This window comes from Sphingomonas piscis, from assembly GCF_011300455.1.
GTDB classification, from domain to species: Bacteria; Pseudomonadota; Alphaproteobacteria; order Sphingomonadales; family Sphingomonadaceae; genus Sphingomicrobium; species Sphingomicrobium piscis.
The window spans coordinates 1,049,004-1,072,890 of sequence record NZ_CP049869.1 but is presented as its reverse complement, the minus strand read 5'-3'; the positions used below and the strand labels follow the sequence as shown (position 1 = coordinate 1,072,890).

The 23,887-nt window shown below is 64.3% G+C and carries 23 protein-coding genes and 1 pseudogene; 2 read left to right on the top strand and 22 right to left on the bottom strand.

All coding sequences use genetic code 11. The features are described from left to right. Positions 1–10: 10 nt before the first annotated feature. From G7077_RS05255 to G7077_RS05205, 12 genes are all read right to left on the bottom strand, one after another. Positions 11–691, bottom strand: coding sequence for an aldo/keto reductase (locus G7077_RS05255; RefSeq protein ID WP_246167494.1), 681 nt, complete (start codon positions 689–691; stop codon positions 11–13). Then, complete coding sequence (locus tag G7077_RS14495; RefSeq protein WP_246167401.1) at positions 630–1,646, bottom strand: 3-keto-disaccharide hydrolase; 1,017 nt, start codon at positions 1,644–1,646, stop codon at positions 630–632. The genes G7077_RS05255 and G7077_RS14495 overlap by 62 nt, the downstream gene beginning before the upstream one ends. 23 nt (positions 1,647–1,669) lie before the next feature. Next, positions 1,670–2,920 carry a putative DNA modification/repair radical SAM protein gene (locus tag G7077_RS05250; protein WP_166410796.1) on the bottom strand — a complete coding sequence of 417 codons (1,251 nt, stop codon included), beginning with the start codon at positions 2,918–2,920 and terminating at the stop codon, positions 1,670–1,672. Between the two features lie 57 nt (positions 2,921–2,977). Beyond that, positions 2,978–3,805 (bottom strand): DUF1206 domain-containing protein, encoded by an 828-nt coding sequence (locus G7077_RS05245; RefSeq protein WP_166410795.1) that lies wholly within the window; start codon positions 3,803–3,805, stop codon positions 2,978–2,980. Between the two features lie 93 nt (positions 3,806–3,898). Continuing rightward, positions 3,899–4,303 (bottom strand): hypothetical protein, encoded by a 405-nt coding sequence (locus G7077_RS05240; protein ID WP_166410794.1) that lies wholly within the window; start codon positions 4,301–4,303, stop codon positions 3,899–3,901. Between the two features lie 52 nt (positions 4,304–4,355). Beyond that, on the bottom strand, positions 4,356–4,892 hold the full coding sequence (locus G7077_RS05235) for a demethoxyubiquinone hydroxylase family protein (RefSeq protein ID WP_166410793.1): 537 nt from the start codon (positions 4,890–4,892) through the stop codon (positions 4,356–4,358). After that, positions 4,889–5,392 carry a disulfide bond formation protein B gene (locus tag G7077_RS05230; RefSeq protein WP_246167399.1) on the bottom strand — a complete coding sequence of 168 codons (504 nt, stop codon included), beginning with the start codon at positions 5,390–5,392 and terminating at the stop codon, positions 4,889–4,891. The genes G7077_RS05235 and G7077_RS05230 overlap by 4 nt, the downstream gene beginning before the upstream one ends. A gap of 25 nt (positions 5,393–5,417) precedes the next feature. Next, positions 5,418–6,764, bottom strand: coding sequence for a S41 family peptidase (locus G7077_RS05225; protein ID WP_166410792.1), 1,347 nt, complete (start codon positions 6,762–6,764; stop codon positions 5,418–5,420). A 29-nt stretch (positions 6,765–6,793) separates the two neighbouring features. Then, positions 6,794–7,975: a murein hydrolase activator EnvC family protein gene (locus G7077_RS05220; protein ID WP_166410791.1), complete on the bottom strand. Its 1,182-nt coding sequence runs from the start codon at positions 7,973–7,975 to the stop codon at positions 6,794–6,796. Positions 7,976–7,979: 4 nt separating this feature from the next. Next, complete coding sequence (locus G7077_RS05215; RefSeq protein ID WP_166410790.1) at positions 7,980–8,402, bottom strand: 23S rRNA (pseudouridine(1915)-N(3))-methyltransferase RlmH; 423 nt, start codon at positions 8,400–8,402, stop codon at positions 7,980–7,982. Between the two features lie 7 nt (positions 8,403–8,409). Next, positions 8,410–8,811, bottom strand: coding sequence for a ribosome silencing factor (gene rsfS, locus G7077_RS05210; protein ID WP_246167398.1), 402 nt, complete (start codon positions 8,809–8,811; stop codon positions 8,410–8,412). Positions 8,812–8,834: 23 nt separating this feature from the next. Next, a complete protein-coding gene (locus G7077_RS05205; RefSeq protein WP_166410789.1) occupies positions 8,835–9,452 on the bottom strand; it encodes a nicotinate-nucleotide adenylyltransferase in 618 nt (205 codons plus the stop codon). 49 nt (positions 9,453–9,501) lie between these two features. Between G7077_RS05205 and G7077_RS05200 the strand changes: the two genes are divergently transcribed. After that, positions 9,502–10,554, top strand: coding sequence for a DUF3667 domain-containing protein (locus G7077_RS05200; RefSeq protein ID WP_166410788.1), 1,053 nt, complete (start codon positions 9,502–9,504; stop codon positions 10,552–10,554). Here the strand turns inward: G7077_RS05200 and G7077_RS14075 are convergent. The 9 genes and pseudogenes from G7077_RS14075 to G7077_RS05160 all read right to left on the bottom strand — a co-directional run bounded on the left by G7077_RS14075 (position 10,551) and on the right by G7077_RS05160 (position 22,229). Further along, entirely contained in the window at positions 10,551–10,925 is a 375-nt protein-coding gene (locus G7077_RS14075) for a hypothetical protein (RefSeq protein ID WP_246167397.1), read from the bottom strand. The two genes, G7077_RS05200 and G7077_RS14075, sit on opposite strands and share 4 nt — an antisense overlap. 61 nt (positions 10,926–10,986) lie before the next feature. Continuing rightward, positions 10,987–12,929, bottom strand: a pseudogene (ftsH, locus tag G7077_RS05195) (ATP-dependent zinc metalloprotease FtsH). Between the two features lie 112 nt (positions 12,930–13,041). After that, positions 13,042–14,664, bottom strand: coding sequence for a putative bifunctional diguanylate cyclase/phosphodiesterase (locus G7077_RS05190; protein ID WP_166410787.1), 1,623 nt, complete (start codon positions 14,662–14,664; stop codon positions 13,042–13,044). 106 nt (positions 14,665–14,770) lie between these two features. Then, entirely contained in the window at positions 14,771–15,742 is a 972-nt protein-coding gene (tilS, locus tag G7077_RS05185) for a tRNA lysidine(34) synthetase TilS (RefSeq protein ID WP_166410786.1), read from the bottom strand. Between the two features lie 25 nt (positions 15,743–15,767). Continuing rightward, positions 15,768–16,664 (bottom strand): tetratricopeptide repeat protein, encoded by an 897-nt coding sequence (locus G7077_RS05180; protein ID WP_166410785.1) that lies wholly within the window; start codon positions 16,662–16,664, stop codon positions 15,768–15,770. A 62-nt stretch (positions 16,665–16,726) separates the two neighbouring features. Further along, entirely contained in the window at positions 16,727–17,530 is an 804-nt protein-coding gene (locus tag G7077_RS05175; protein ID WP_166410784.1) for a helix-turn-helix domain-containing protein, read from the bottom strand. A 60-nt stretch (positions 17,531–17,590) separates the two neighbouring features. After that, positions 17,591–19,855, bottom strand: coding sequence for a phosphoenolpyruvate--protein phosphotransferase (gene ptsP / locus G7077_RS05170; protein ID WP_166410783.1), 2,265 nt, complete (start codon positions 19,853–19,855; stop codon positions 17,591–17,593). A gap of 68 nt (positions 19,856–19,923) precedes the next feature. Beyond that, on the bottom strand, positions 19,924–20,946 hold the full coding sequence (locus G7077_RS05165; RefSeq protein ID WP_206367732.1) for an NAD(P)H-dependent flavin oxidoreductase: 1,023 nt from the start codon (positions 20,944–20,946) through the stop codon (positions 19,924–19,926). 32 nt (positions 20,947–20,978) lie between these two features. Continuing rightward, positions 20,979–22,229, bottom strand: a complete 1,251-nt coding sequence (locus tag G7077_RS05160; protein ID WP_166410782.1) for an aspartate kinase — start codon at positions 22,227–22,229, stop codon at positions 20,979–20,981. A 56-nt stretch (positions 22,230–22,285) separates the two neighbouring features. Between G7077_RS05160 and ubiG the strand changes: the two genes are divergently transcribed. Beyond that, positions 22,286–23,020, top strand: coding sequence for a bifunctional 2-polyprenyl-6-hydroxyphenol methylase/3-demethylubiquinol 3-O-methyltransferase UbiG (gene ubiG, locus G7077_RS05155; RefSeq protein ID WP_166410781.1), 735 nt, complete (start codon positions 22,286–22,288; stop codon positions 23,018–23,020). Between the two features lie 178 nt (positions 23,021–23,198). Here ubiG and G7077_RS05150 read toward each other — a convergent pair whose 3' ends face one another. Next, the gene (locus G7077_RS05150; RefSeq protein WP_166410780.1) at positions 23,199–23,870 is read right to left on the bottom strand and encodes a glutathione S-transferase family protein; all 672 of its coding nucleotides are present in this window, start codon (positions 23,868–23,870) and stop codon (positions 23,199–23,201) included. Positions 23,871–23,887: the final 17 nt, after the last annotated feature.

Sequence of the window (23,887 nt, the reverse complement as noted above, 5' to 3'; positions counted from 1 at the left end):
CTGCCGCCATCTACATCGAGTTCGGATGCGGGCCGATGCGCTGGTCGCGATCCAGGCTCGCGATCCTGGCCATATCGTCTTCGTCCAAAGTGAAGCCGAACAGGTCGAGGTTCTCGCGCAAGCGGCCCTCACTCGACGCTTTCGGAATGACGACCAGATCGCGCTCGGTGTGCCAGCGCAGGATGACTTGTGCGACGCTCTTGCCGTGCTTGTCTGCGATTTCAGCCAGCAGTGGCTCTTCCAGCATCGCGCCGCGGCCGAGCGGCGACCAGCTGGTGGTCGCGATGCCATGTTCGCGATGGTATTCGACGAGCTCATTCTGCTGCAGACCCGGGTGAAGCTCGATCTGGTTGGTGACCGGCACGACGCCGGTCTCGCCGACGATCCGCTCCAGATGCTCGACCTGGAAGTTCGACACGCCGATCGACTTGACCCGTCCCTCCCGCTGCAGTTCGATGAATGTTTTCCAGGTCTCGACGTAAAGGTCCTGCGACGGCACCGGCCAGTGGATCAGGTAGAGGTCGATCCAGTCGAGCCCGAGCTCGTTGAAGCTGCGGTCGAACGCCGCCAACGTGCGGTCGCGGCCTTGCTCGCCGTTCCAAAGCTTGGTCGTGACGAAGATGGTCTCGTCAGACGCCCGCACCGCTTCGCCGACACCGCTCTCGTTCTGGTAGAAGGTCGCCGTGTCGATGTGACGGTAGCCTAGCCGGATGCCCGTCTCGACCAGGGTTCGCGCTTCCTCCGGCGGGACGAGGAATACGCCCTGGCCGACCTGCGGCATGGTGCGCCCGTCGTTCAACGTCACGGTCGGCTGGTCGGTCATGAAAATCTCCCGCTAATTCAGAAGCGGCAACGCGCGGCGCACGCCTCGGCTGCAACCATTTGAGCTCCATCAGCTCGATGTTGCGGAATTCCACCGGATGACCTTCGCTCTGCAGATAGATGTAGCCCTTACGGATACGGAGCTTGCCGCCCGCCGCCCTGATCAGCGGCTTCGCGTCCTTGTCGGTCGGATCGTATTGCGGGTCGGAAAACTGGAACACCGTCTTACCGTTGATCCAGTGCGTGACACGGCCCTCGCGCGTCATCTCGGCCTCGACGTTGATCCACCGCCCGTTGGCCATCAACGGGCTGCTCGACAGCAGGCAGTGTTGCGTCTCCAGCTTGCCGCCGATGACGACGTTCGTGCCCGGCGTGCACAGGTTGCCAGTGGGCTGCTTGTCCGCCCGGTCGGCGCCGAGCAGCTGCATCTCCAGGCTGACGGGAAATTCCTGGTTGCGGCTCATGCTCCAGGGCGATTGGGCGAGCAGCATCGCGCCGCTATTGCTTCCCTGCCAGGCCTCGGTGCCCGGCAGAGTCTTGCCGAAGAAGCGGTACTGGAAGCGCAGGCGGAACGGGCCGACCGGCCGCTTGTACGCCAAGTGCCCAAAGCGTTTGTCGAAGCGCTTCCAGCCCGCATAGTCGACCCGAATCGCGCCGTTGCGGACTTTGAAGCTGTTGCCCCAATTCACGCCGGCGCGGGCGCCGGTGACCTTGGGCGTCCAGCCCTTCAGCGTCTTGCCGTCGAAGATGCGCTGCCAACCTGCCGCGTCCACACCGGCTGGCATGGCCACGGCAAGCGTGGCGGTAATCATCAACATTTTCATCGGCAACCTCCTGCCGCTTCAGCCTAAGCGGCAGCGGAAAAGAGTTCCAGTTGCTCGGTCTTCGGGCGAAGCATGGTGTGGAGATCGGCGCGGTCGGTGAGCAATGTCGGCCGCCAGTCGGCGGTGACAATGAACGGCCGCACCTTGGCAATGGACACGGTAAGCCGCCCGACATCGTCGAGCCGGAGCTTGCGCAGGCGGCGCGAGGACAGAATGCGGCTGACAGCCTTCGTCCCGAGACCGGGAATGCGGAGCAGTTGCTCCTTCGATGCGCGGTTCACATCGACGGGGAATTGCTCGCGAAACTTCAGTGCCCAAGCAAGCTTGGGATCAATGTCGAGCGGCAGCATGCCATTGTCTTCCGCGGCTGCACCCACCTCCGTTGGCGTGAAGCCGTAGAAGCGCATCAGCCAGTCGGATTGGTAAAGCCGATGCTCGCGCATCAGTGGCGGCCGTTTCAGCGGCAAAACGGCGCTGGCGTCCGGAATAGGACTGAATGCGGAGTAATAGACGCGCCGAAGGTCGAAGCGGCCATACAGCTGGCTTGCGCGATTGACGATGTCACGGTCGTTGGCGCTGTCCGCACCGACGATCATCTGGGTCGACTGACCCGCAGGGGCAAATCGCGGTGCCGAACGAAAGCGCTTGGACGCATCTTTCGCGTCAACAATTGCACCTTTCATGCTGCCCATCGCACCTTCGATCTGCCGCTCGCTCTTCTCCGGAGCCAGGCGCGTCAATCCTTCAGCAGTTGGCAATTCGACGTTGATCGAGACCCGGTCCGCGTGAAGCCCTGCCTGACGCACCAGTTCCGGATCGGCATCGGGGATGGTCTTCAGGTGAATGTAGCCACGGAAGTCATGATCCTCGCGCAGGCTGCGCGCGACCTCCACCAGTTGCTCCATCGTGTAGTTGGATGAGCGGATGATCCCGGATGAGAGAAATAGCCCCTCAATATAGTTGCGCTTGTAGAAGGCGAGCGTGAGCTTCACGACCTCTTCCGCCGTGAAGCGCGCGCGGCGCACGTTCGAGCTCTTGCGGTTGATGCAGTAATGGCAGTCGAAGATGCAGCTATTGGTCAGCAGGATCTTTAGAAGGCTGATGCAACGCCCGTCAGGAGCGTAAGCGTGGCAAATGCCCATGCCTTCGCTCGATCCGACACCCTTGCCGCCGCGGCTGTCCCGATTGGACGTGCCGGATGACGCGCATGACGCATCATATTTCGCCGCATCCGCAAGGATTGCCAACTTGGCCTGGGTGTCGAGCTGCGCCACCTGTTCACAATATGTTCTTACGTTGGTAGAGTCCAGCCAAGGTGCTGAAAACAGACGCTAACCCCCGACCTTATCCCGTACCTTGTCGGTGATACTGTCGACCGGCGGGTGGTGAATTCGCCGGTACCGCGCCTCGACAATGCTGAAGGCCCCGAACAAGGCCAAACCCCCGGCAACCGCGTAGAGCGCGGGTCCGTCGAGAAAGTCGAGCGCCTGCTCCAACCCGGCAGCTTCCCGCGAGTCGTGGTTCAACGCGGCGTGCCCGATGCGCCATCCGGCAATAAGGAAGATGACACCGCGTGCGGCATATCCGAGCCGTCCAAGCCACCTGACGACGGGGGAGATGGCATCGCTGTCCAGCGGCTTCATGAACGAGCATTTCACCGTCTTGTGTAGCTGGTTGAGCCCGGCAACGATCAGGACTGCAGCGGCAAGGCCAAGGACCCAGGCGCCACCCGGGAAATCGAGGACGTGATCCGCCTGCTGCTGCGGGGTCATCGCATCGGCATGGCCGGCGACGAGCACGCGAACCGCCTTGTACGCCATGAAAAGGTAGATGATCCCGACCACGCCAGCGGCGGCACGCTTCCGCAGGCTCTTGCCGTCGCTTCCAGGGTTCTCGAGACCGAGCGCGGCATCGGCAAAACGCCACAAGCTATAAGCGGCCAACCCTGCGGCAATGACCACCAGTAACATTCGTCCGGAGCCATTGCCGACATATTCCAGCGCCCCGGTGAGGTCCTCCGTCCGGCCGGTGCGGATCACGAGCCAGGCGATCAGGATGTAGAGCAAGCCGCGCGCCAGGAAGCCGACGCGTGTCAGGTTCTGGAACTTGCTTTCGCGAGCGAGATCATCAGGAAGCCCGGCCGCCGCGAGCGCTTTCATCGGTAACACCTATGCAAGATCGACCGACGCATACGGGAAACTCCAAGGGCCCGAAGCTAGAAGCTTCGAACCCGTAACGAAGTTCCCTTAAGCTTAGCGGCGAGTAGGTGCCGTATCCGCCTCGTCAGCTTCCTCGCGCGCGGCGTCGTTGTTCTGAATGTCTCTCAGCAGACAGCCGGTATGGCCACCTGGGCCGACTTCCGAGCAGCTGCCGGTGCCGGTCGCGCCGACGGTCCGAAGCGCCTGCTGCTGGCCAACCCAGCCCTGCGTCTGTTGCCGATCGCCGGTAGGACGATAAGCTTCCGGAATCCGGTAACGTTCAGTGGCTGGCCGGCGCCGGCAGACGATGACCTCGCCTTCCGGGCGGGGGCAGGGATCGTCGCCATAGACGATGATTTCGCCGCGGCTGTTGGTCTGCGCCGTGGCCGGCGCCTGAATAGCTGCCGCGTCCGCCAGAACAATGGCCGCAAGCGCCAGGGGAGTGGTGATCTTCAACATGGCCTAGCCATCCTTTCAATCGCTACAAGGGGCGAGCCGCCCATCGAGTTCCTCAAATGCGCTTTGACAGCTCGATGGCCGCCCGGCATCCGGCACGGATCACCGCAGTGAGCAGCGGGTAGCCTGCGGCATTCGTCGCGCCTGCTTCGCGCGCGGTGTCGCGGTGCTCAAGCTCCTCGGCCTGGAAGTCGGCAATGTCGCCGGCAAGCTCCGGATCATTCTCGCCCAGCTCGCGAAGCTGGCTCGCATAATGTTTGTCGATCTCGGTTTCGACCGCATCGGTGCAGGCCATTGCCGCTTCCGGTGACATCAGCGCCGTCGCAGCGCCGAGCGCGAAGCCTGCGACATTCCACACAGGCTGAAGCAGGGTGGGCCGAACGCGCCGCTCCGACAGCAGCGCGTCGAAGCGCTTTAGGTGACGTTCTTCCTGTGCCGCCATCCGCGCGATCAGCTTGGACGCCGGCATGTTGCGGCGAAGAACGGCGAGCTGCCCGGCGTAGATGCGGGTGGCGCCATATTCACCCGCCTGGTTGACGCGAAGCATGGAGCCGCTGTCAGGTCGCCTGTCGCCCGGCTTCCACCCGTTCATGAACGCCGCTCGCGGCGAAGGAGGAATGCGACGCTTGCCGCACCGGCTAGCGAGATGATCGCATTCCATCCCGCCATGGAGATGCCGAGAAAGGACCATTGCACCTGATCGCAGCGGACCACCGGCGCTTCGAGGATCGACTTCAGCAGATCGGCTGCTGTCGCACCCGAGGCCGTCGAGGTGCAGGTCGTCAGGCCTTCGAAGATCTTCAGTTCCACGCCCGTGTGATACACGCCGATGGCCCCCGACACGGCAATGGCTGCGGCCGCGAGCCCCGTAAGCAGACGCGACCGGCCAGTGGTGGCTGAAGCCGTGAACGCAACAGCCGCAAGACCGAGCGCCGCGAAGTGGGCATAGCGCTGCCACCAGCACATTTCGCACGGGAACAGACCGCCGAACTTCTCCGACCCAAAGGCGGCTGCAAGCAGGGCGCCGGGGATCAGCAGTGCCAGCAGGCGAGCGGCGCCCGTCCGCACGGAAAAGCCGCGGCCGTCACTCACCGCAAGGGCCGCACCGCTTGCCAAATCAGGACCTCTTCTTGGCGCTCGTCACGGCGGCCGTCGCCTGCCTGGCCGGCGCCAGGCGCTTCAGCGTCTTGAGCGCATAGTCGAGCTGGAAATCCTTGACGCCTTGCTTCTCCAGCTCCGCCGCGCTCGCGGTGAAACGCGGGTCGGTCTTGTCGTCGTGCTGCAGCAATTTGTCGTCGGCATTGGCCTGGCTGATCAGGTGGCGGCGAAGGTCCGCTTCCCGGACCGTCGGGCGGTCCTTGTAATCCGGATCGGACAGCTGCGGCACGGCGATATCGGGTTCGATCCCACCGGCCTGCACCGATCGGCCGGACGGGGTGTAGTAGCGCGCCGTGGTCAGCCGAAGCGCGCTGCTCGGGCCGGTCTGAACCACGGTCTGGACCGATCCCTTGCCGAAACTCTTCTCGCCCATGATGAGCGCCCGTCGGTGGTCCTGCAGGGCACCGGCGACGATCTCGGACGCGGACGCGCTGCCCGCGTCGACAAGGACGATGACCGGCAGCCCATGCGCCATGTCGCCGGGGGTCGCATAATAACGCTCGATGTCGGTCTTCTCCCGGCCGCGCTGAGAGACGATCTCGCCCTGGTTGAGGAAGGCATCGCTGACCTCGACCGCCTGGTCGAGCAGGCCGCCGGGGTTGGAGCGAAGGTCGATGACGTAGCCGAGCGGCTTGCCACCCGTCGCCTTGTCCACCGCCACCAGCGCCGCCTTGGTCGCGTCCGCGACATTGCCGGAGAAGGTGTTGATGTTGATGATCCCGATGCCGTCTTTCACTTCCCACTTCACGGGGCGAAGCTCGATCCGCTCCCGCACGAGTGAGAATTCGAGCGGCTTGTCGCGGCCCGGACGGACGATCGTCAGCTTAATTGCGCTGCCGGGTGCACCGCGCATCTTCTCGACCGCCTGGTCCAGAGTGAGGCCGTAGACGAGCTCGCTATTGATATGGGTGATGAAGTCGCCGGCCTTGATCCCGGCGCGCCATGCAGGCGTGTCCTCGCTCGGCGCAATCACCTTCACTGCGCCGTCCTCGGTCGACACGGTGATGCCCAGCCCGCCGTAATTGCCGTCCGTCGTCGTACGAAGCGTATCGAAGTCGGATGCCTCGACATAGCTGGAGTGCGGGTCGAGCGCCGCGAGCATGCCGTCGATGGCGCCCTTGATCAGCGTATGATCGTCGACCTTCTCGACATAGTTCGCCTTCACCCGCTCGTAGACGCTCATGAACGTCTCGAGCTCCTGGTAATTGGCGGAGTCCGCTGCGGCGAACGCGCTGGTCGCCACCGGCACCAGGGCCAGTGCGCCGACGAGGGCGAGAGGAGGAAGCAGTTTGCGGGTTCGGGTCATATTCACGCGTCCTGTGTCGAACAGTTCATTTAGCCGTTCGACGGCCTCTTTGACAGGGGCGCAGATGAACCTGCGATGAGAGCGGGGGAGAGGCGCCTTCCATTACTGGACAGCTCGACGTCGATAGCCCCGAGCGCGCGGCCAATGGGTGCTCCAAGCGCCACGCGCTCGCCTCCGCGAAGGCGCGTGGCGACATTCACCACCAGGGTCAGCCAGCCCCCGCCATGATCGATGATCAGCACGCCGTCGTAGCTTCGGAACGGACCTGCGAACTTCACGACTCCGGCGGCCGGCGCAGCGAGCGGCGTGCCGCGGCGGGTACCGAGCATCAACCCTCGCGAGCGCACGCCGCTATCGCTGACCGACCCGAGCCCGGCGAGCACCGGCGCTTCGGCCGGCAGCGCGTAACTGAAAGGTGCACCATGCGGTGTGCCTTGGCTTGGTCCCTTCGGCGGTGAAGGTTCCTTGGCCAGCGCGGCGGCAAGGGACACTGCGGCGGACGATGCCGCACCGCCACTGCTGAGCACGTCGACCGACTCAGACGCGGCTATGGCCGAGTCCCCGGCCTGCAGCGCCTGCTGCTCGCTGGCCGAGGCGGCGCTTAGAGCCTTGGCTTCAAGCTGAGCGAATTCCTGGCGTTTGGCAGCAAGGTGGGCGACGCCCTCGCGCAGTTGCGAGCGCGCCCGGGCTGCCGCTTGGCGGAACCGAGCGCTTGCCGACAGCTCGGTCCGGAGCGCTTCCGTGCGTCTGGTGATGAACGGTGTGGTCGAATCAAGCAGGATCCGAAGTTCTACCAGCTCCTCGGTCGCGCGTTGGCGATCGGCCATCACCAGGATCGGGGGCCGCTCCGTCATCTGGACAAGGCCGCCGAGAAGCGCTGCTACCGGCTGCTGGCGCTCAGCGAGGTTCGCGCGCAGGGCGGCTTGGCGGGCAGCGATCAGCCGAAGTTCGGCATCTGCGGCCGTGATCCGAGCCTCGGCCGCGGCAATGGCTTGAGCAGCGGCAAGCTGCTGGGCTTGCAGTCGGCCGGCTTGAGTTCGCGCCGTCTCGGCTGCAGTGGTGAGCTTCTGAACGTCGCGGTCTGCGGCCGCAGCCTCGGCCCGAGCGACGGCAAGCGCCTGATCGAGGGTGGGGGCAGTGGACTGAGTTTGTGCGCTGGCCGTCGCGAGGGTGAGGGATGGTGCCAGAATGAGCAGGAGGCGCCGACGCATGGCGCTATCCATCCCGGTGATAGGGGTGATTGGCAAGGATCGATGTGGCGCGAAACAATTGTTCGGCAAGCATGGCGCGAGCCAGCAGATGAGGCCACGTCGCCGGACCGAACGAAACGAGGAGATCGGCCTCGCCGCGCGCGCTATCCCCATGCCCGTCCGCGGCGCCGATGGTGAATCGGGCCTCCCGCTTCCCGTCGTCGCGCCAGCGTTCGAGTTTGCTGGCCAGCTGTGTGGAGGACAGTGCCTCTCCGCGCTCGTCAAGCAGGACGGAAATGCTGTTGGATTGCAGTGGCGGTGGAGAGCCGCCAGTGTCGGGTAATTCGGTGACCTTGGTCGGCCAGGCGATTCGCTTCAGATAACGGCCGACAAGCTCCGCTTCCGGCGAGCGGCCGATCTTGCCGCGCGCCACGATGTGCAGCAGCAAAAGGCGCTCAGGCTCCGGCGCGCTGCGCCGGCCGCTCCGCCTCGTCGCCGAACGCCCACATACGCTCGAGATTATAGAAACTGCGCACTTCGGGGCGGAAGAGATGCACGATCACATCTTCGGCATCGATCAGCACCCAGTCGGCAGCGGGTAGCCCTTCGATCCGTGGGGTGCGGCCAACCCGTTCTTTCACCTTGTCGGCAAGCTTCATCGCCATTGACGCAACCTGCCTCGTCGAGCGGCCGGATGCGATCACCATATGGTCGGCGATATTGGACTTGCCGGCAAGCGGAATGGAGATGACTTCAACGGCCTGATCGTCGTCCAGCGACTCCAGGACTAGGCGGTGCAGCTCCTCCACTTCAATGGGGGGCTTGGCGGGCGATGCGGTGTCAGTCGGGTCGGGCAAGTGGTCTCCTAAGGCAAGAAGGCTCAAGGCAGCCGATCGGTTCCGTAGGCGGACGAGTCGGTCACCAGGTGCCAGTCGGGATGAAGCGCGCGAATGCGGGTGGCGGAGGTCGGGTCGGGCGGCAGGCGAAGCAGCAGAATCGCCGGTGCACTCCACTTCGTCCAGTCGCTCGCCTGACGTGCGGGGCGGACGAACCGCCGCAGCCATCCCATCGCGCGTGCCGCATGGGCAAGGCGATCATAACCCGGCCGCGGAAACACCGCAATCGGAACCGCCGCCGCAAGGGCGCGCCATCCCTTCCAGCGGTGGAACTGTGGCAAGATGTCCGCACCCATCAGCCAGATGAAGCGATGCGACGGGTAGCGCTGACGAAGTGCGGTGACGGTGTCGACCGTGAAGCGAGTCCCGACCTTCCGCTCAAAGTCGCTGACCCGGATCCGGCTGCGTCGGGCCATCCGCTCGGCGGAGGCGAACCGCGCCGCATAGGGCGCCTGGTCGCGCTGATCCTTGAGCGGGTTGCCCGGCGAAACCAGCCACCAGACCTCATCCAGTTGCAGCGCCCTCATCGCCCACAGGCTGAGGCGCCGATGGCCGGAGTGCGCCGGATTGAAGGAGCCGCCGAGAAGTCCGATGCGCTTCATTGCTTGCAGGGCGCTAGCATGGGGAGGCAGCCCTGACTAATGTGGCACCATGGGGGAAATGGAAGCAATCGGCGATCTTGCCACCGGCGGCGTGCTGGCGCGTGCGGCCGAGCCATCGGCGGGCGAAGCAAACGACGGTCACACGCATGAGCGCAATTGCCTGAATTGCGGCTGTGCGCTGGTCGGCGACTTTTGCCATTGCTGCGGCCAGCAGGCCCATGTTCATCGGACGATCGGCGCCTTCTTCCATGACCTGGCCCACGGTGTCTTCCACTTCGAAGGGAAGATCTGGCGGACGCTGCCGATGCTTGTCTGGCACCCCGGACGTCTAACCCGCCGCTACATCGATGGGCAGCGCGCAAGTTTCGTGTCGCCGATCGCGCTATTTCTGTTCTCCGTCTTCCTGATGTTCGCCGTCGTGAACGCGACCGGCAATGCCAATCCCGAGCTGAACGTGGAGCGGGACTTGGGCAAGGCCGAGCGGAACTCGAAGGTGACGATTAAGGAGCTGATGCAGGAGAAAGAGGCCAACAAGGGCAAGGCATCGGAAGTCGCCAGGATCGAGAAGAAGATCCAGTCGGAGCAAGAGGATCTGAAGGTGATCCAAGGTCTTCGGAACCAAGGGATTGCCGAAGCGACGTTCGATCGCACTGCGGCGGCGGGGTTCAGCTCGTCGCTACCCTGGATCGAGGAGGCGTGGCAGAAGGGGAGGAAGAACCCGGAACTCCTGCTCTACAAGGTTAAGAGCGACAGCTATAAGTGGAGTTGGGCAATCATCCCGCTTTCCGTGCCGTTCCTGTGGCTATTGTTTCCCTTCAGCCGGCGCTTCCGAACCTACGACCATGTCGTGTTCGTCACTTATTCGCTTTGCTTCATGACCTTGCTGGTTGCCGCGGGCACGTTGCTGGCCGCTGTCGGAGCGGAAAATGCTGCCGGGCTGCTGATGCTGGTGCCGCCGATCCACATGTACCGGCAGCTTCGCGGCGCGTATGGGAGCAGCAGGATCGGTGCTGCTCTTCGAACCTTGGTTCTATCAGTGGCAGCCCTAATCGTGCTGGCGGTCTTCGTGACGTTGATGGTCGGCATGAGCGTGTCGCATTAGCGGCAAGGATATTTGCCGGCGAGAATGCGCGTCGTTGCTTCGGTCATGTCGATGCGGGCACGCTGGGCGGCAGGAATCGCGCTCAGCCGTTTCATGAACTCGTCGCTGGCCATGCTGTGCTTGGCGCCTTCCGGCGGACAAAAGCGCGGCTTGCGACCAGCAGCCACATCCGCCTTGCGCCGGGCGCTGACAGCGCGGCCGGCAGCCTGCCCCTCGTTCATCAGCGCATTGATTTCACCGCGTGAGAAAAGCGCCAGCGGTCCCTTCCGCATCAGTGCCGTTGCGCGCCGGTGAAACACGTCCGCGTTCATGGTTTGCGCGGCCGCTGGAGCGGCCATGACGATCAACGATGCTGTCAGCAATTTTCTCACGCGCCGCTCCCAAGCCGGAACGACGCAAAGAGGCTGCTGCGGGTTAACCCCGGTTGGATGCCTAGGCGCCGGCCGGCGCTGCGCCGCCGAGGCCTGCCTGCGGGCGCTTGGCCTTCGGGATCGATGAGCCCGCCGCAGGGATCGACGGCTTCGACGAACTGCCGCGGTCGACCGTGCCGCCCCGAGAATCGTCTTGATCTCGTCGCCGCTCAGCGTTTCATATTCGAGCAGCGCCTTGGCCAGCGTCTCGAGCTCCTCGCGATGCTCTTCGAGCAAATGCTTGGCGCGGTCGTACCCGGCCTCGACGATGCGGCGGATTTCCTTGTCGATCGCCTGGGCCGTCTCGTTCGACATCTGCCGCTGGCGGTTCATGGAATAGCCCAGGAAGACTTCCTCGTCGGCTTCTGCATATTGAAGCGGCCCAAGCTCGTCCGACATGCCCCAGCGGGTAACCATGTCGCGGGCGAGACCGGTGGCGTACTGGATGTCCGAAGAGGCACCCGACGACACCTTATCGTAGCCAAAGATCACTTCCTCGGCGACACGCCCGCCCATGGCGACGGCCAGGTTCGCGTACATCTTGTCACGATGGTAGCTGTAGCTGTCGCGCTCCGGCAGGCGCATCACCATGCCTAGCGCACGTCCGCGGGGAATGATGGTCGCCTTGTGGATCGGGTCGGATGCGGGCTCATGGAGCGCGACCACAGCGTGACCGGCCTCGTGATAGGCGGTCATCTTCTTCTCGTCCTCGGTCATCACCATGGACTTGCGCTCGGTGCCCATCAGCACCTTGTCCTTGGCTTCCTCGAACTCCTGCATCGCGACGAGCCGTTTGCCCTTGCGAGCGGCAAGCAGCGCCGCCTCGTTGACAAGGTTGGCAAGGTCGGCACCGGAAAAGCCTGGCGTGCCGCGCGCGATGACACGTGCGTCGACGTCCGGCGCCAGCGGCACTTTCTTCATGTGAACGCCCAGGATCTGCTCACGGCCCTCGATGTCGGGGCGGGGCACGACGACCTGGCGGTCGAAGCGGCCGGGGCGTAGCAGCGCCGGGTCGAGCACGTCGGGACGGTTGGTCGCGGCGATGATGATGATGCCCTCATTGGCCTCGAAACCATCCATTTCCACCAGCAGCTGGTTGAGAGTCTGCTCCCGCTCGTCGTTGCCATTGCCAAGGCCGGCACCGCGATGGCGGCCGACGGCGTCGATTTCATCGATGAAGAGGATGCAGGGCGCAGACTTCTTGGCCTGCTCGAACATGTCGCGGACACGGCTTGCACCCACACCGACGAACATCTCGACGAAGTCGGAACCGGAAATAGTGAAGAAGGGCACGCCTGCCTCACCCGCGATGGCGCGGGCAAGCAAGGTCTTGCCGGTACCGGGCGAGCCGACCAGCAGCGCGCCCTTGGGGATCTTGCCGCCCAGCCGCGCGAACTTGCCCGGATCCTTCAGATACTCGACGATCTCCTGAAGCTCTTCGCGAGCCTCATCGATGCCAGCGACGTCAGCGAAGGTCACACGGCCTTCCTTCTGCGTCAGCATGCGGGCTCGGCTCTTGCCGAAGCCCATCGCGCCCGAACCGGCATTCTTCTGCATCTGGCGCATGATGAAGAAGGACACGCCGATGATCAGGAGGATGGGGAAGGATTGATAAAGGAGCAGGAGCCAAAAGCTCGACTGCTCCTCCTGCTTGACCTGGACCGCGACGCCCTTACCGAGCAACTTGTCGGAAACGGTCGCGTCACGGGGCGCGACAGTGGTGAAGGTCTCACCGCTCCTGAGCTTGCCCGAAATCGTCGCGCTGCCGCTGGCGCCCGATGCCATCGTCACGGCATTCACATTGCCTTCGTCGACTTGCCGCATGAACTCCGAATAGTTCATCGGCTGGCCACCGGTTGCCCGCGGACTGTCGATCATTTGGACGAGGACCACGAGGCCGAACAGGATGGCCGCCCAGATCAGGAGCGTCTTCATCCAAGGGTTGGCTGGTTTTTTCTCGTTCATGGTTTCGTCCGCTGCCGGCGAAAGTGCCGCGACGCCAAGATAGGCGCGTGGCGCGGAATAACAACGATGGGATTACGGGTGTGTGAACCCGTCTGTCCGGACTTGCGACAGTTCAGGCGCAGCGCCGTTCGGCCGAGGAGCGGCGGAAGTGGTCGCGTCGCTCGCGGGAAACGGTCTCCGCCTCCGCTCCAACGCCATCGCGTGGACCGGCCGCAAGGCCAAGCCGCCGGCATACGTCCGCAGCCGGCATCGCTTTGCCGAACAGCCATCCTTGCGCATCGCTGCAGCCGAGGTGCCGGAGCCGCTCCATTGTCGCGTGTGTCTCGACCCCCTCGGCAGTGAGGGGAAGATGAAGCGCCTTAGCCAGGCCGGCGATGGTGCTGACGATCGCCTCGCTCTGATCGTTGCTGAGCAGGGTGCCCACGAAACTGCGGTCGATCTTGATCCGGTCGAAGGGTAGTGCCTGAAGCTGCGACAGTGAGGCGTAGCCGGTGCCGAAATCGTCGAGCGAGATGCTTATCCCGACATTCTTCAGGCTTTGAACGGTCGCAAGCGCGAGCTCTCGATCTTCCAGAATCGCGGTCTCGGTAATCTCAAGTTCCAGTCTTGCGGCGGGAAAGCCGGTCTCCGTCAGTAGCTTCAGGATGCGCTCCGACAGGTGGCGGTCGCGGAACTGGATCGGCGAGATATTGACCGCAATCTTGAGGTGCCCGGGCCAGTCGCGAGCCTGTTCAAGCGCCGAGCGCATGACGTTCATCGACAATGCGCCGATCAGCCCGCAGGCCTCGGCGATTTCGAGGAATCCTGCCGGCTCAAGAACGCCCCGCTTTTCCGAATGCCAGCGCGCCAGCACTTCGAAGCCGATCAGTTCCGAGCTCTGAAGGTCGATTTGCGGCTGAAAGTAGGGGAGGAACTCGCCCCTCTCGATCCCAGACCGGATCTCGTTTTCCAGCGCAGTGCGGCTCTGCAGCTGCGTCTCCATGGCGGTGTCGAACCGCGCATAGCAATTCCGGCCGGCGCGCTTCGCTGCATACATGGCGATGTCTGCCCGGCGCAGGGCATCCTCCGCGCTCATGCTTTTATCGAAGGTCACAATGCCGATAGAGGCTGAGACCTGCAGGATGTTCGCGCTGATCGTGAGCGGCTGAGCGATCTCACCCGTGATGAATTCGGCGACCAGATTGGCGTCCGCGTCACTGAGTTCCGAGGGCACCAGAACGGCGAATTCATCACCGCCGAGACGAGCGCAGCAGGAACCCTCGGGTGTGGTGGCGCGGAGGACATTGGCCACCATCCGGAGCAGCTCGTCACCGGCCATATGTCCGTGAAGGTCGTTGACCTTCTTGAAATAGTCGAGGTCGAGCAGGAGAAGGCTGTGGGTTCGCCCTAGCGACGAGGCCTTCACCAGTTCATCCATCAGCGCGCGGCGATTGGCGAGCCCGGTGGTGTGATCCGTATAGGCGGTGCGATGCGCCAGGGCCTGCGCCTCTTGTTGCGCGTTAAGGGCCTTCTTCAGATCCTTGGAGCGGCTGTAGCCGAACAGGATGATGGCGACGTTGAGCAACAGTGCGATGGAAAGCGTCGACGATTGCGACGATGACCATGCTGCCGGCAGCACGTCGCCCGCTACCGCGACGAACATGGCCGTTGCGACCAGGGTTGCGCAGGTGGTGATTGCCTGGCTGCTCGCCAATCCAACAGTTCCGGGGGTGTGGCGCCCACGCAAGCGGCTCATCACTATTGTTGCCAGCTGCACCCGCCCCTCCATTTAGGTCCGTTATGGAGAATTTACCGGCGGTCCATTAAGTCGCAGAGAATGAAGAAGGTTAACAGTTCGGACGTCACGTCCGCTGTTTGCGCGGCGGCGCCGGTTCAAATCGCCAGATGCGGCCACCGCTGCAAAGCACGCCGCGCAGCGTCGCCGTCCCTCCTTCTTCAAGCGAGGACATCATGCGCGACAGTTCGGCTCCTCTAGGCTCCTGGCCGGTACCGAGGGTGCCCAGAATCTTAAGCAAGATTCGCCGTTGCACCTCCACCGGCTCGGATCGTGTGTAGTCGATACCGGTTGGCGACAAACGGACACTTTCATTCCACGCTCGGTCCGTTGCCCACTCGATTGCCTCATCCGCCGCCGCAAGGTGCGCGGCGCTTCGACCAAGGTGCTCTGCCGACAGCCAGGCAAGCTCAGCAAGAGCGTGTCGAACTCGAGGCCGCTCATATTGGGCATCCACGTTCGATAAGTCCTGCCGGGGCGTGATCCCCGCGTCCGAGCAGATCGCCTCGAGTTCGCTTTTTCGCCAAGTCAGCAGCGGTCGGATCAGCGGGACGGACCGGCGGCCCGGAAGCGGGGCAACCTCGCGCATTCCTGCAAGGCCTCGGACACCCGCACCACGCGCCAGGCGCATCAACAGCGTTTCCGCCTGATCGTCGGCGTGATGGGCCACCAGTATGGCCGACAGGCTGCGGCGGGCAGCCCAATTGCCAAGAAGACGATAGCGCTCGTCACGCGCCTGCTCCTGAACGGCCGAGGCCGGGCGCTGCGCCCATTCAGCCTCAAGCACGACGTGCGGGATGCCCAACTCCCCGCAACGCTCCCCGACCCACGAGGCTTCGTGGCTGCTTTCTTCCCTCAAACGGTGATCAACCGTGGCGGCTTCGACCGGTCGACCGCTCGCTGCGGCCAACAGCAGGAGCGCCATGCTGTCGGAACCGCCGGATACGGCGATGCCAAGGGCCCGATCCTCAGGCAGCAGCAATCGAAGGCGTTCCCGGAAGCGCTCAAGGCGTGCGCCTTCGGGAAGGCGCCCCTTCACTGGTGCCTAGGAAGAGCGCCTTGCGTCAGCGGCACTGCGCCTGCGCCTTAGCGTCGGGCAGCAGCTTCTGGAGGTCGGCCCGAATCTTGCCGCCGTAAATCGACTCAAGCTCGGCATAAGCGTTGCAGGCCTGGGTCGGCTGGTTGAGCTTCATCAGCGCTTGCCCGAGATAATAAAGGCTGTCCGGTGCACGCTCACCCTTCGGGTTGGACCGGTAGTTGTCGAGCAGGGTGGTCGCTGCATCGCGCGGCTGGCCGGAATCCAGAAGAGCACGGCCGATGAGGTTGTTGGCCCAGCTGGTCCGACGATGATTGGGGTAGGTCGACTTGAACTGCCTTAAAGCAGCGATGGCCTGCGAATATTGTCCACCCTGCCACAAGCGGAAGCCGACGCTGTAGGCTTCTTCCCCGGGATCGTCCTGAGGAACGGCGGCCGTGTTCCCGGCCGAGGGTACGGGAACGGGCGTGCTAACCCTTGGTGTGCTGGCGCTGCCCGTGGGCTGAAGGTTCGTTGCGGGCTGGGCCGCCGTGCCCAACGCCGGCGGTGCGGCGCCAAGTTCCTGTACCCGGCGCTCCAGGCTCGTGACCCGGTCGGACTGTTCGGTACGGAGCTGACTGACTGCAGACTCGATCGACCGCAGGCGGTTACCATTCTCTTCCGAGAGGCGCTGGATGTCGCTCATCTGTCGTTCAAGCGCCGTGAGCCGGTCGCTAACGGTGGCGACCGACGACAGGGGTGCCGCGGGCTCATAGTCGAACCCGGCGGTGTCGACGGGCTGTCCACGCTGGAACACGCGGCCTTGAACCTGGCGCAACTGCTTTTCCAGCCGATCGATGCGCTGCTCAGGCGTTGGCTGCCGCTGGCCGGAAGCAGGGGCGGCGAGTGCGAAAGCGGCGACGAACAGTAAGGCGATCGGGCGCATCAACGGACCTTAAGCGAAGCAGAGTTGATCATGTGGGGCCTCGCACCTGACGCTTCGATGAATCAGTGGGGCTGCGGTTGCTCGGGCGAGGGCGCCGAAGCACCCGCCGACGGCGATTGCGGGGCGCGCATCAGGTCGGCCGCACGCAGGCTGACGTTGGAGGCGACCCGGCCTGCTGGACCGACGGGCGGCGCGACATTGTTACCAACGGTGATCCGAAGGGCCTCCGGCTTTCCGGCTTTCAGCAGCGGAGCTGTGGCAGTTGCGGGGACAGCGAAGGTCTGTCCCGGGCTCATCATCCCTTCGAACAGGGTGCGCCCCTGGTCCTTCACTTGAACCCAGGCCGGCTCAGTGGCCGAGACAACGACGGGGCCCTGTGCTGATGGGGCGGGCGCCTGTGGCTGGGTCGCGGTGGCAACCACAGGCTCAACAGCGTTGATCCCCGCGGGCTGATCGGCAGGCTGCTCCAGCGACCGGCGATTATACCAGCTGAGCCCCGCCACCAGAATGATCACCGCAACAATGGCCGCAAAGACGAGCCACTTCGGCATGGCGCGCGCCGGATCCGCGGCCTCGAACACCTCCGTGTCGGCAGTGGCCCCACGCGCGCCGCCCAGTTCTGCGCGCAGCTGGTCGCCGATGTCATTGCGATCAAGTCCGACGGCGGAGGCATAACTCTTGGCAAAACCGATTGTATAGGTGGGGGCCGGCAGCTTGTCCCACTCGGACGATTCCAGGCTCTCCAGGTGCCGACGTGGAATACGGGTCTGAGCAGCGACTTCCTCAAGGCTGAGTGAGCGCTCCTCGCGGGCGGCACGCAGCCTTTCGCCTGCTGTGGCGACCACCGCTTCATCCGTGTCGTCCATCGCTCGCCCTTCTTAACCTCTAACTTGTGTCTTTCAGGCAGCCGACAGGGCTGTCAACCGCTAGCCGACGACGACTGCATTCCGCTTCGCCCAATCGCTGAGCGTCTTACGCATGTCTCGCGGCGGGTGATCGAGCAAATGATCCATCCGTGCGCTGATTGCGGCATGGTTTAGCGAGCGCACCATTGCCTTGACGGGCCCAACAGCGGCGGGCGTGATCGACAGTCCCTGAACGCCGATCCCGACCAAAGCCATGGCCTCCAGAGGTCGTCCACCCATTTCGCCGCAGACCCGCACCGGTACATTTGCGGCCGACGCCGCCCGCACGACACGGCGGATGAAACGGAGGATGGCTGGGCTCAGCCAGTCGTAGCGCTCCGCCAGCCGCGGATCGGCCCGGTCGGCCGCGAAGAGGAATTGAGTCAGGTCGTTGGTGCCGATCGACAGGAAATCGAGCCGCGGCAGGAGCACGTCGAGCATCTCGGCCAGTGCCGGTACCTCCAGCATCGCGCCAAATTCGATCCTGCACGGCAACGGGCGCTTGCTCGCCTCGGCCCAGGCGACCTGCTCCTCGACCAGCCGCCGGGCATCCTCATATTCCCAAGGCTCCGACACCATTGGGAACATGATTCGCAGCGGTCGGCCGGCGCTTGCTTCCAGAAGTGCACGGGTCTGCGCCTTCATCAGCGTCGTCCGGTCGAGCGACAGACGAAGGGCGCGCCAGCCCATTGCCGGATTTTCCGCCTCGTCGGCCTTGTCCCGCATGTAAGGAAGCGCCTTGTCGCCGCCGATGTCCACGGTTCGAAACGTCACCGGTTTGTCGCCGGCGGCTTCCAAGACGCGGGCGTAGAGTTTCTGCTGCCGGTCACGTCCCGGCAGCGAGGCGGAAACGAGGAACTGGAATTCGGTCCGGAACAGGCCGATGCCGTCGGCACCGGTGGCTTCGATGAGGTTGGCGTCTTCCGCCAGCCCGGCATTGACCATGATGCTGACATCCGCCCCGTCGAGTGTTCGGCCCGGCAAGTCGCGGATCGCCGCATATTCGGCGCGCCGCTTCTGGCTAACCGCCATCCGGTGCTCGAAGGTAGAGACCAGCGAGCGATTGGGACGGATGATGATGCTGCCATTGTCGCCGTCGACGAGGATGGTCTCGCCTTCGTTGACGCTGTGGCGGATGTCGCTCAGGCGGCCGACGACCGGAACGCCCATGGCACGAGCGACGATGGTCATGTGGGCGGTCAGCGATCCTTCTTCGAGCAGCACGGCCTTTAAACGGCGCCGGTCATATTCGAGCAATTCCGCCGGCCCCAGGTTGCGGGCGATCAGCACCGTGTCGCCGGTCAGCCCGATGTCGGCCGCGGTTCCCATCCGCCCGGCGACGATGCGCAGAAGCCGGTTGGACAGATCCTCAAGGTCGTGCATCCGCTCCTGAAGCAGGGGATCGTCGATCTCCTGCATCCGGGCGCGGGTCCGCTGCTGGACACGCTCGATCGCGGCTTCGGCGGTCAGGCCGCTGTCGATCGCCTCGTTGATCCGCCGCGACCAGCCCTCGTCGTAGGCGAACATCCGGTAAGTGGCGAGGATCTCCTGATGCTCGCCGCTGGGCCCGAACTCGGCCTCTCGGGTCATGGCATCGATCTGCTCGCGCATCTTCCGGAAGGCGGAATAAACGCGGTCGCGCTCGGCCTCGGTGTCGTCGGCAACCGTATGTTCCACGACCACGCGTGGCTGGTGGAACACCGCCGTTCCCTTCGCCATGCCGGTCACCAGCCGCAGCCCGGCGAGCCGCAAGGCGCCCGTGCCGGCCTGGCCGCGCCGCGATCCGTCGACGAGCCGCGCCCCGGCGATCATCTCCGCAAGCACCATGGCCACAGTCTGCAATGCTTCGATTTCCACGTCTTCGTAGCGGCGTGGCTCGGCATGTTGGACGGCCAACACCCCGATGGCGCTCTCAGACCGGAGGATCGGAACGCCGGCGAAGCTGTGAAAGCGCTCTTCCCCAGTTTCCGGTCGATAAGCGAAGGCCGGATGATCGGCCGCCTCAGCGAGGTTGAGGATCCTTCCTTCGCCGGCAATGCTGCCAGTCAAACCTTCGCCCAGCTTCAGCCGAGTGACATGCACCGCTTCCTTGCGCAGGCCGTGGGTTGCGTAGAGTTCGAGCGAGCTGTCGCGAAGAAGGTAGATGGAGCAGACTTCGCTCCGCATCTTGTCGGCAATGAGATCGACGACCTGGTCGAGCTTCGACTGCGTGCTGCCGCGGCTCGCCATGATGTCATGCAGGCCCGTCAGGATTTCGCGTGAAGCAGCGGCGGCGGTCAGCGGCATGGCGGACGGCTACCAGATTGCTCCGTGGGCTGTCACGCTGAACTCTTCACAGCGGAGCGGGTAGCTTACTATGCTCGGCTTTCGAGCGCCGCCGCAGCCTGCTCCATCAGCTCGTCAAGGATTTCGGCGACCGGCTGCTCCTTGGTCACCATGCCAACCGATTGCCCGGCCATGACGGAGCCGCTCTCGACGTCGCCGTCGATCACGGCGCGCCGGAGCGCACCCGCCCAGTAATGCTCGATCTGGAGCTGCGCCTCGGCCATTTCCACTGTGCCGGTGTCGAGCAGGCCCGCAACCTCCCGCTGCTTGGCCGCGAAATTCTCCATTTCGCGGTTCTTCAGCGCGCGGACCGGGATCACGGGCAGGCGCGGATCGATCTGCACGGACGGTATGGCATCGCGGGCCGAGGCGCGGATGAATGCCTTCTTGAAGTTGGCATGGGCGATGCTCTCGGTGGCGCAAACGAAGCGGGTACCGAGCTGAACGCCAACCGCGCCCATCTCCAGGTAAGCGGCGATCGCCTCGCCGCGCCCGATGCCCCCGGCGACGAAGACGGGGATGTCGTTGCACACGGACGGCAGGATCTCCTGTGCCAGAACCGACGTGGAGACAGGGCCGATGTGGCCGCCTGCTTCCATGCCCTCGATCACCAGCGCGTCTGCGCCCGAGCGCATCAATTTCTTAGCCAAGGCCAGCGCGGGAGCGAAGGCGATCAGCTTGGCGCCATTGCCTTTGATGCGGTCGATCGCTCCACCCGGGGGAAGGCCACCGGCAAGCACAACGTGGCCGACACCATGTTTGCCGCAGACATCGATCAAATCGCTTAGTTGCGGGTGCATGGTGATGAGGTTGACGCCGAACGGCTTGGCGGTACGCGCCTTGGTTTCGGCAATCTCCGTGTCGAGCAGCTCGGGAGTCATCGCACCGCAGGCGATCACGCCGAAACCGCCGGCGTTGGAGATGGCGGAGACGAGGTTGCGCTCCGACACCCAGCTCATGGCGCCGCCGAGCACCGCGACCTCACAGCCGAGGAAATCGGTGCCGCGCTGCATCAGTTCCTCGAGGCGGGCATGCCCGATCGAGGCATGCATCGGACGCGTATCGGCGATCAGGCCCTCACCGCTCACGCAGCGGCTCCGGCGGCTTTTTCATCGGGGCGCGAGTCCAGCCCGAAGGCGGTGTGAAGCACCCGCACCGCCGTTTCCATCTGGTCCTCGGTCATCAGGGCGCTTACCTTGATCTCGCTGGCCGACACCGCGATCAGGTTGATGCGCGCTTCGGCAAGCGCCTTGAACATGGTTGCGGCCAGCGCGGGGTTGGAACGGATGCCGACGCCGACGATGCTGACCTTGGCGACGTTCGGATCGAACAGCATTTCGTCGTAGCCGATATCTGCCTTGCGCGTCTCGATCACCGCCATTGCCTGGTGGAGCGAGGCGGTGGGCACGGTAAAGGTGATGTCGCTCTCCGCGCCCTCCCGGCTGGCGGCCTGGACAATCATGTCGATGGCGATACCTGCCTCCGCCAAGGGGCCGAGCACGGCGCCGACGACGCCGGCGCGATCGGCGAGGCGCGTGAGGGTGATCTTGGCTTCGTTCCGGTCGGTAGCGATCCCGGCGATCGTATTGCGTTCCATGTCCGCTCCCAATTCGGCGACGACTTCGGTGCCCGGCAGGTCTTCGAATGCCGATAGCACGCGCAACGGCAGGTTTTCGCGCATCGCGAGCCCGACCGAGCGTGTCTGCAGCACCTTGGCGCCGACGCCTGCAAGCTCCAGCATTTCTTCGAAGGTGATGAAGTCCAGCTTGCGTGCCCGCGGCACAATGCGCGGGTCGGTGGTGTAGACTCCGTCCACGTCCGTGTAGATGTCGCAGCGGTCAGCCCCAACACCGGCGGCAATGCCGACTGCGGAGGTGTCGGAACCGCCGCGGCCCAAGGTGGTGACCCGCCCGTCCTCGCTGACGCCTTGAAAGCCGGGGATGACCGCCACGGTGCCGCCATGAAGCGCCTCGTCGAGCAACTCGCGTTCGATCGCTTCGATGCGGCTGTTGCCGTGGGCACCGACCGAGCGCACCAACTGCCATCCCATGAAGCTACGCGCTTTCAAACCCATGCCCTGAAGGGTCATCGCAAGCAGGCCCGCCGTCACCTGCTCGCCGCTGGCAACGACGACGTCATATTCCTTGGGGTCGGACAAAGCGGAGGCTTCGCGGCAAAGCTGCACCAGCCGGTCGGTCTCGCCGGCCATGGCGGAGACGACCACCAGCACCTCGTTGCCGGCCTCGCGTTCCCGCTTCACGCGGCTCGCGACGTTGCGGATCCGCTCGATGCCCGCCATCGACGTGCCGCCGAACTTCATCACGATGCGGGCCATGGCGGAGGTCTTCGTATCCTGTAGCTGCGAGTGCGGCGCCCTGTTAGAAAGCATAAATGGCAAGCACAAGCGCTACGGGATCCACGATCGTCGCCGGTGAGGCCCGGCATTTCGGGGCCATGGCCCAGGACTGGTGGGACCCGAACGGCAGCTCAGCCATGCTCCACAAGCTCAACCCGGTGCGGCTGTCCTATATTCGTGACCAGGTGGATCAGCATTGGTCGTTGGACGAGTGCGCGAGGCGACCGCTGGAGGGTAAGACGGCGCTGGATGTCGGTTGCGGGGCCGGACTGCTGTGCGAGCCGCTGGCGCGGATGGGGGCCGAGGTCACCGGAGTCGATGCGGCGCCAGAGCTGATCGCTGCCGCGCAGGCGCATGCAGCGGGGCAGGGGCTGGAGATCACCTATCGGGTCGCCGACGTTGCTGACCTGGAAGGTCGGTTCGACCTGGTTACTTCGCTTGAGGTGGTCGAGCATGTCGTGGACCCGGGTGCGTTCATCAAGGCACTGGCGGCGCGGCTCGCGCCGGGCGGCCTGATGATCCTGTCCACGCCAAACCAGACCGCCTGGTCGAGGCTGCTGACCATCACGCTGGCGGAAGGGTTCGGACGGATACCGCGCGGCACGCACGACTTCGACAAGTTCATTGCGCCGGATCGCATGAAGGTCTTGCTTGCGGATGCGGGGCTACGGTGCGTCGACGTTGAGGGGATTGCCGTGTCACCGACCCGTGGGTTGCATATCAGCGAGGATTTGTCGCTAAACTATCTGGTGGCGGCGGTTCACGCCTAAGGTCATCCCCGTGGCGGGGAGGGCGACCCATGCGCAGCATGGCGGAGGGGCCGTCACGCAAGTGAATCGCGTGACGTCGGTCGGGTTCGGCTGCGCCGACCCGCCGGCCGGCATTCGCCATCACTCGACCAAGCTCGTCTTTGCTTTGCAAAGCCTCGCTTGCTCTCGGCGGCTGCTGCTAAAAGTCCACCTTGTCGTAGTGCTGCGGAGGAACGATGACTTCCATTCGCTCCCCAAGGAGCGGCCGGAAACCGGGCCGCGACTTCATGACCGAGTACCAGTCCTTGGTCTGCTTGTGCCCGCGCCAGTCTAGCCCGCCGAGGTAATCCACCACCGACAAATGTGCTGCCGCTGTGAAGTCCGCCAGGCTCAGCCCAGCGCCCGCCATCCAACGGCGATGATCGAGCAGATAATCGAGATAATCCAGATGCCCGTTGGCGATCCGCATCGCCTCGCGGAGCATCTTCGTGTCGGGCGCCGCACGGTCGACGATCCGCTTGCGCATCCGCTCATTCATGATCGGCTCGACCACTTCGCGAAATAACTTCTCGTCGAACCATTCGACCAGTCGGCGGATTTCTGCCCGGTGCGCCGCATCGCCGTGGATCATCGGCATCTTGTCGACCGTCTCTTCGAAGAACTCGATGATCGGCTGGCTTCCGATCAGGCTCGTGCCTGTCTCAGTGTCGACCATGACCGGCGTCTCACACGCAGGGTTGAGGTCGATGAACTCGTCGCGCCGTGCCCAGGGATATTCGCGCACCAGTTCATGGGCCACGCCCTTTTCGGCGAGCACAAGCCGGACCTTGCGGGAGAAGGGGCACAGCGGAAATTGGAACAGCTGCCACATGGCAGCCGCTTTAACGG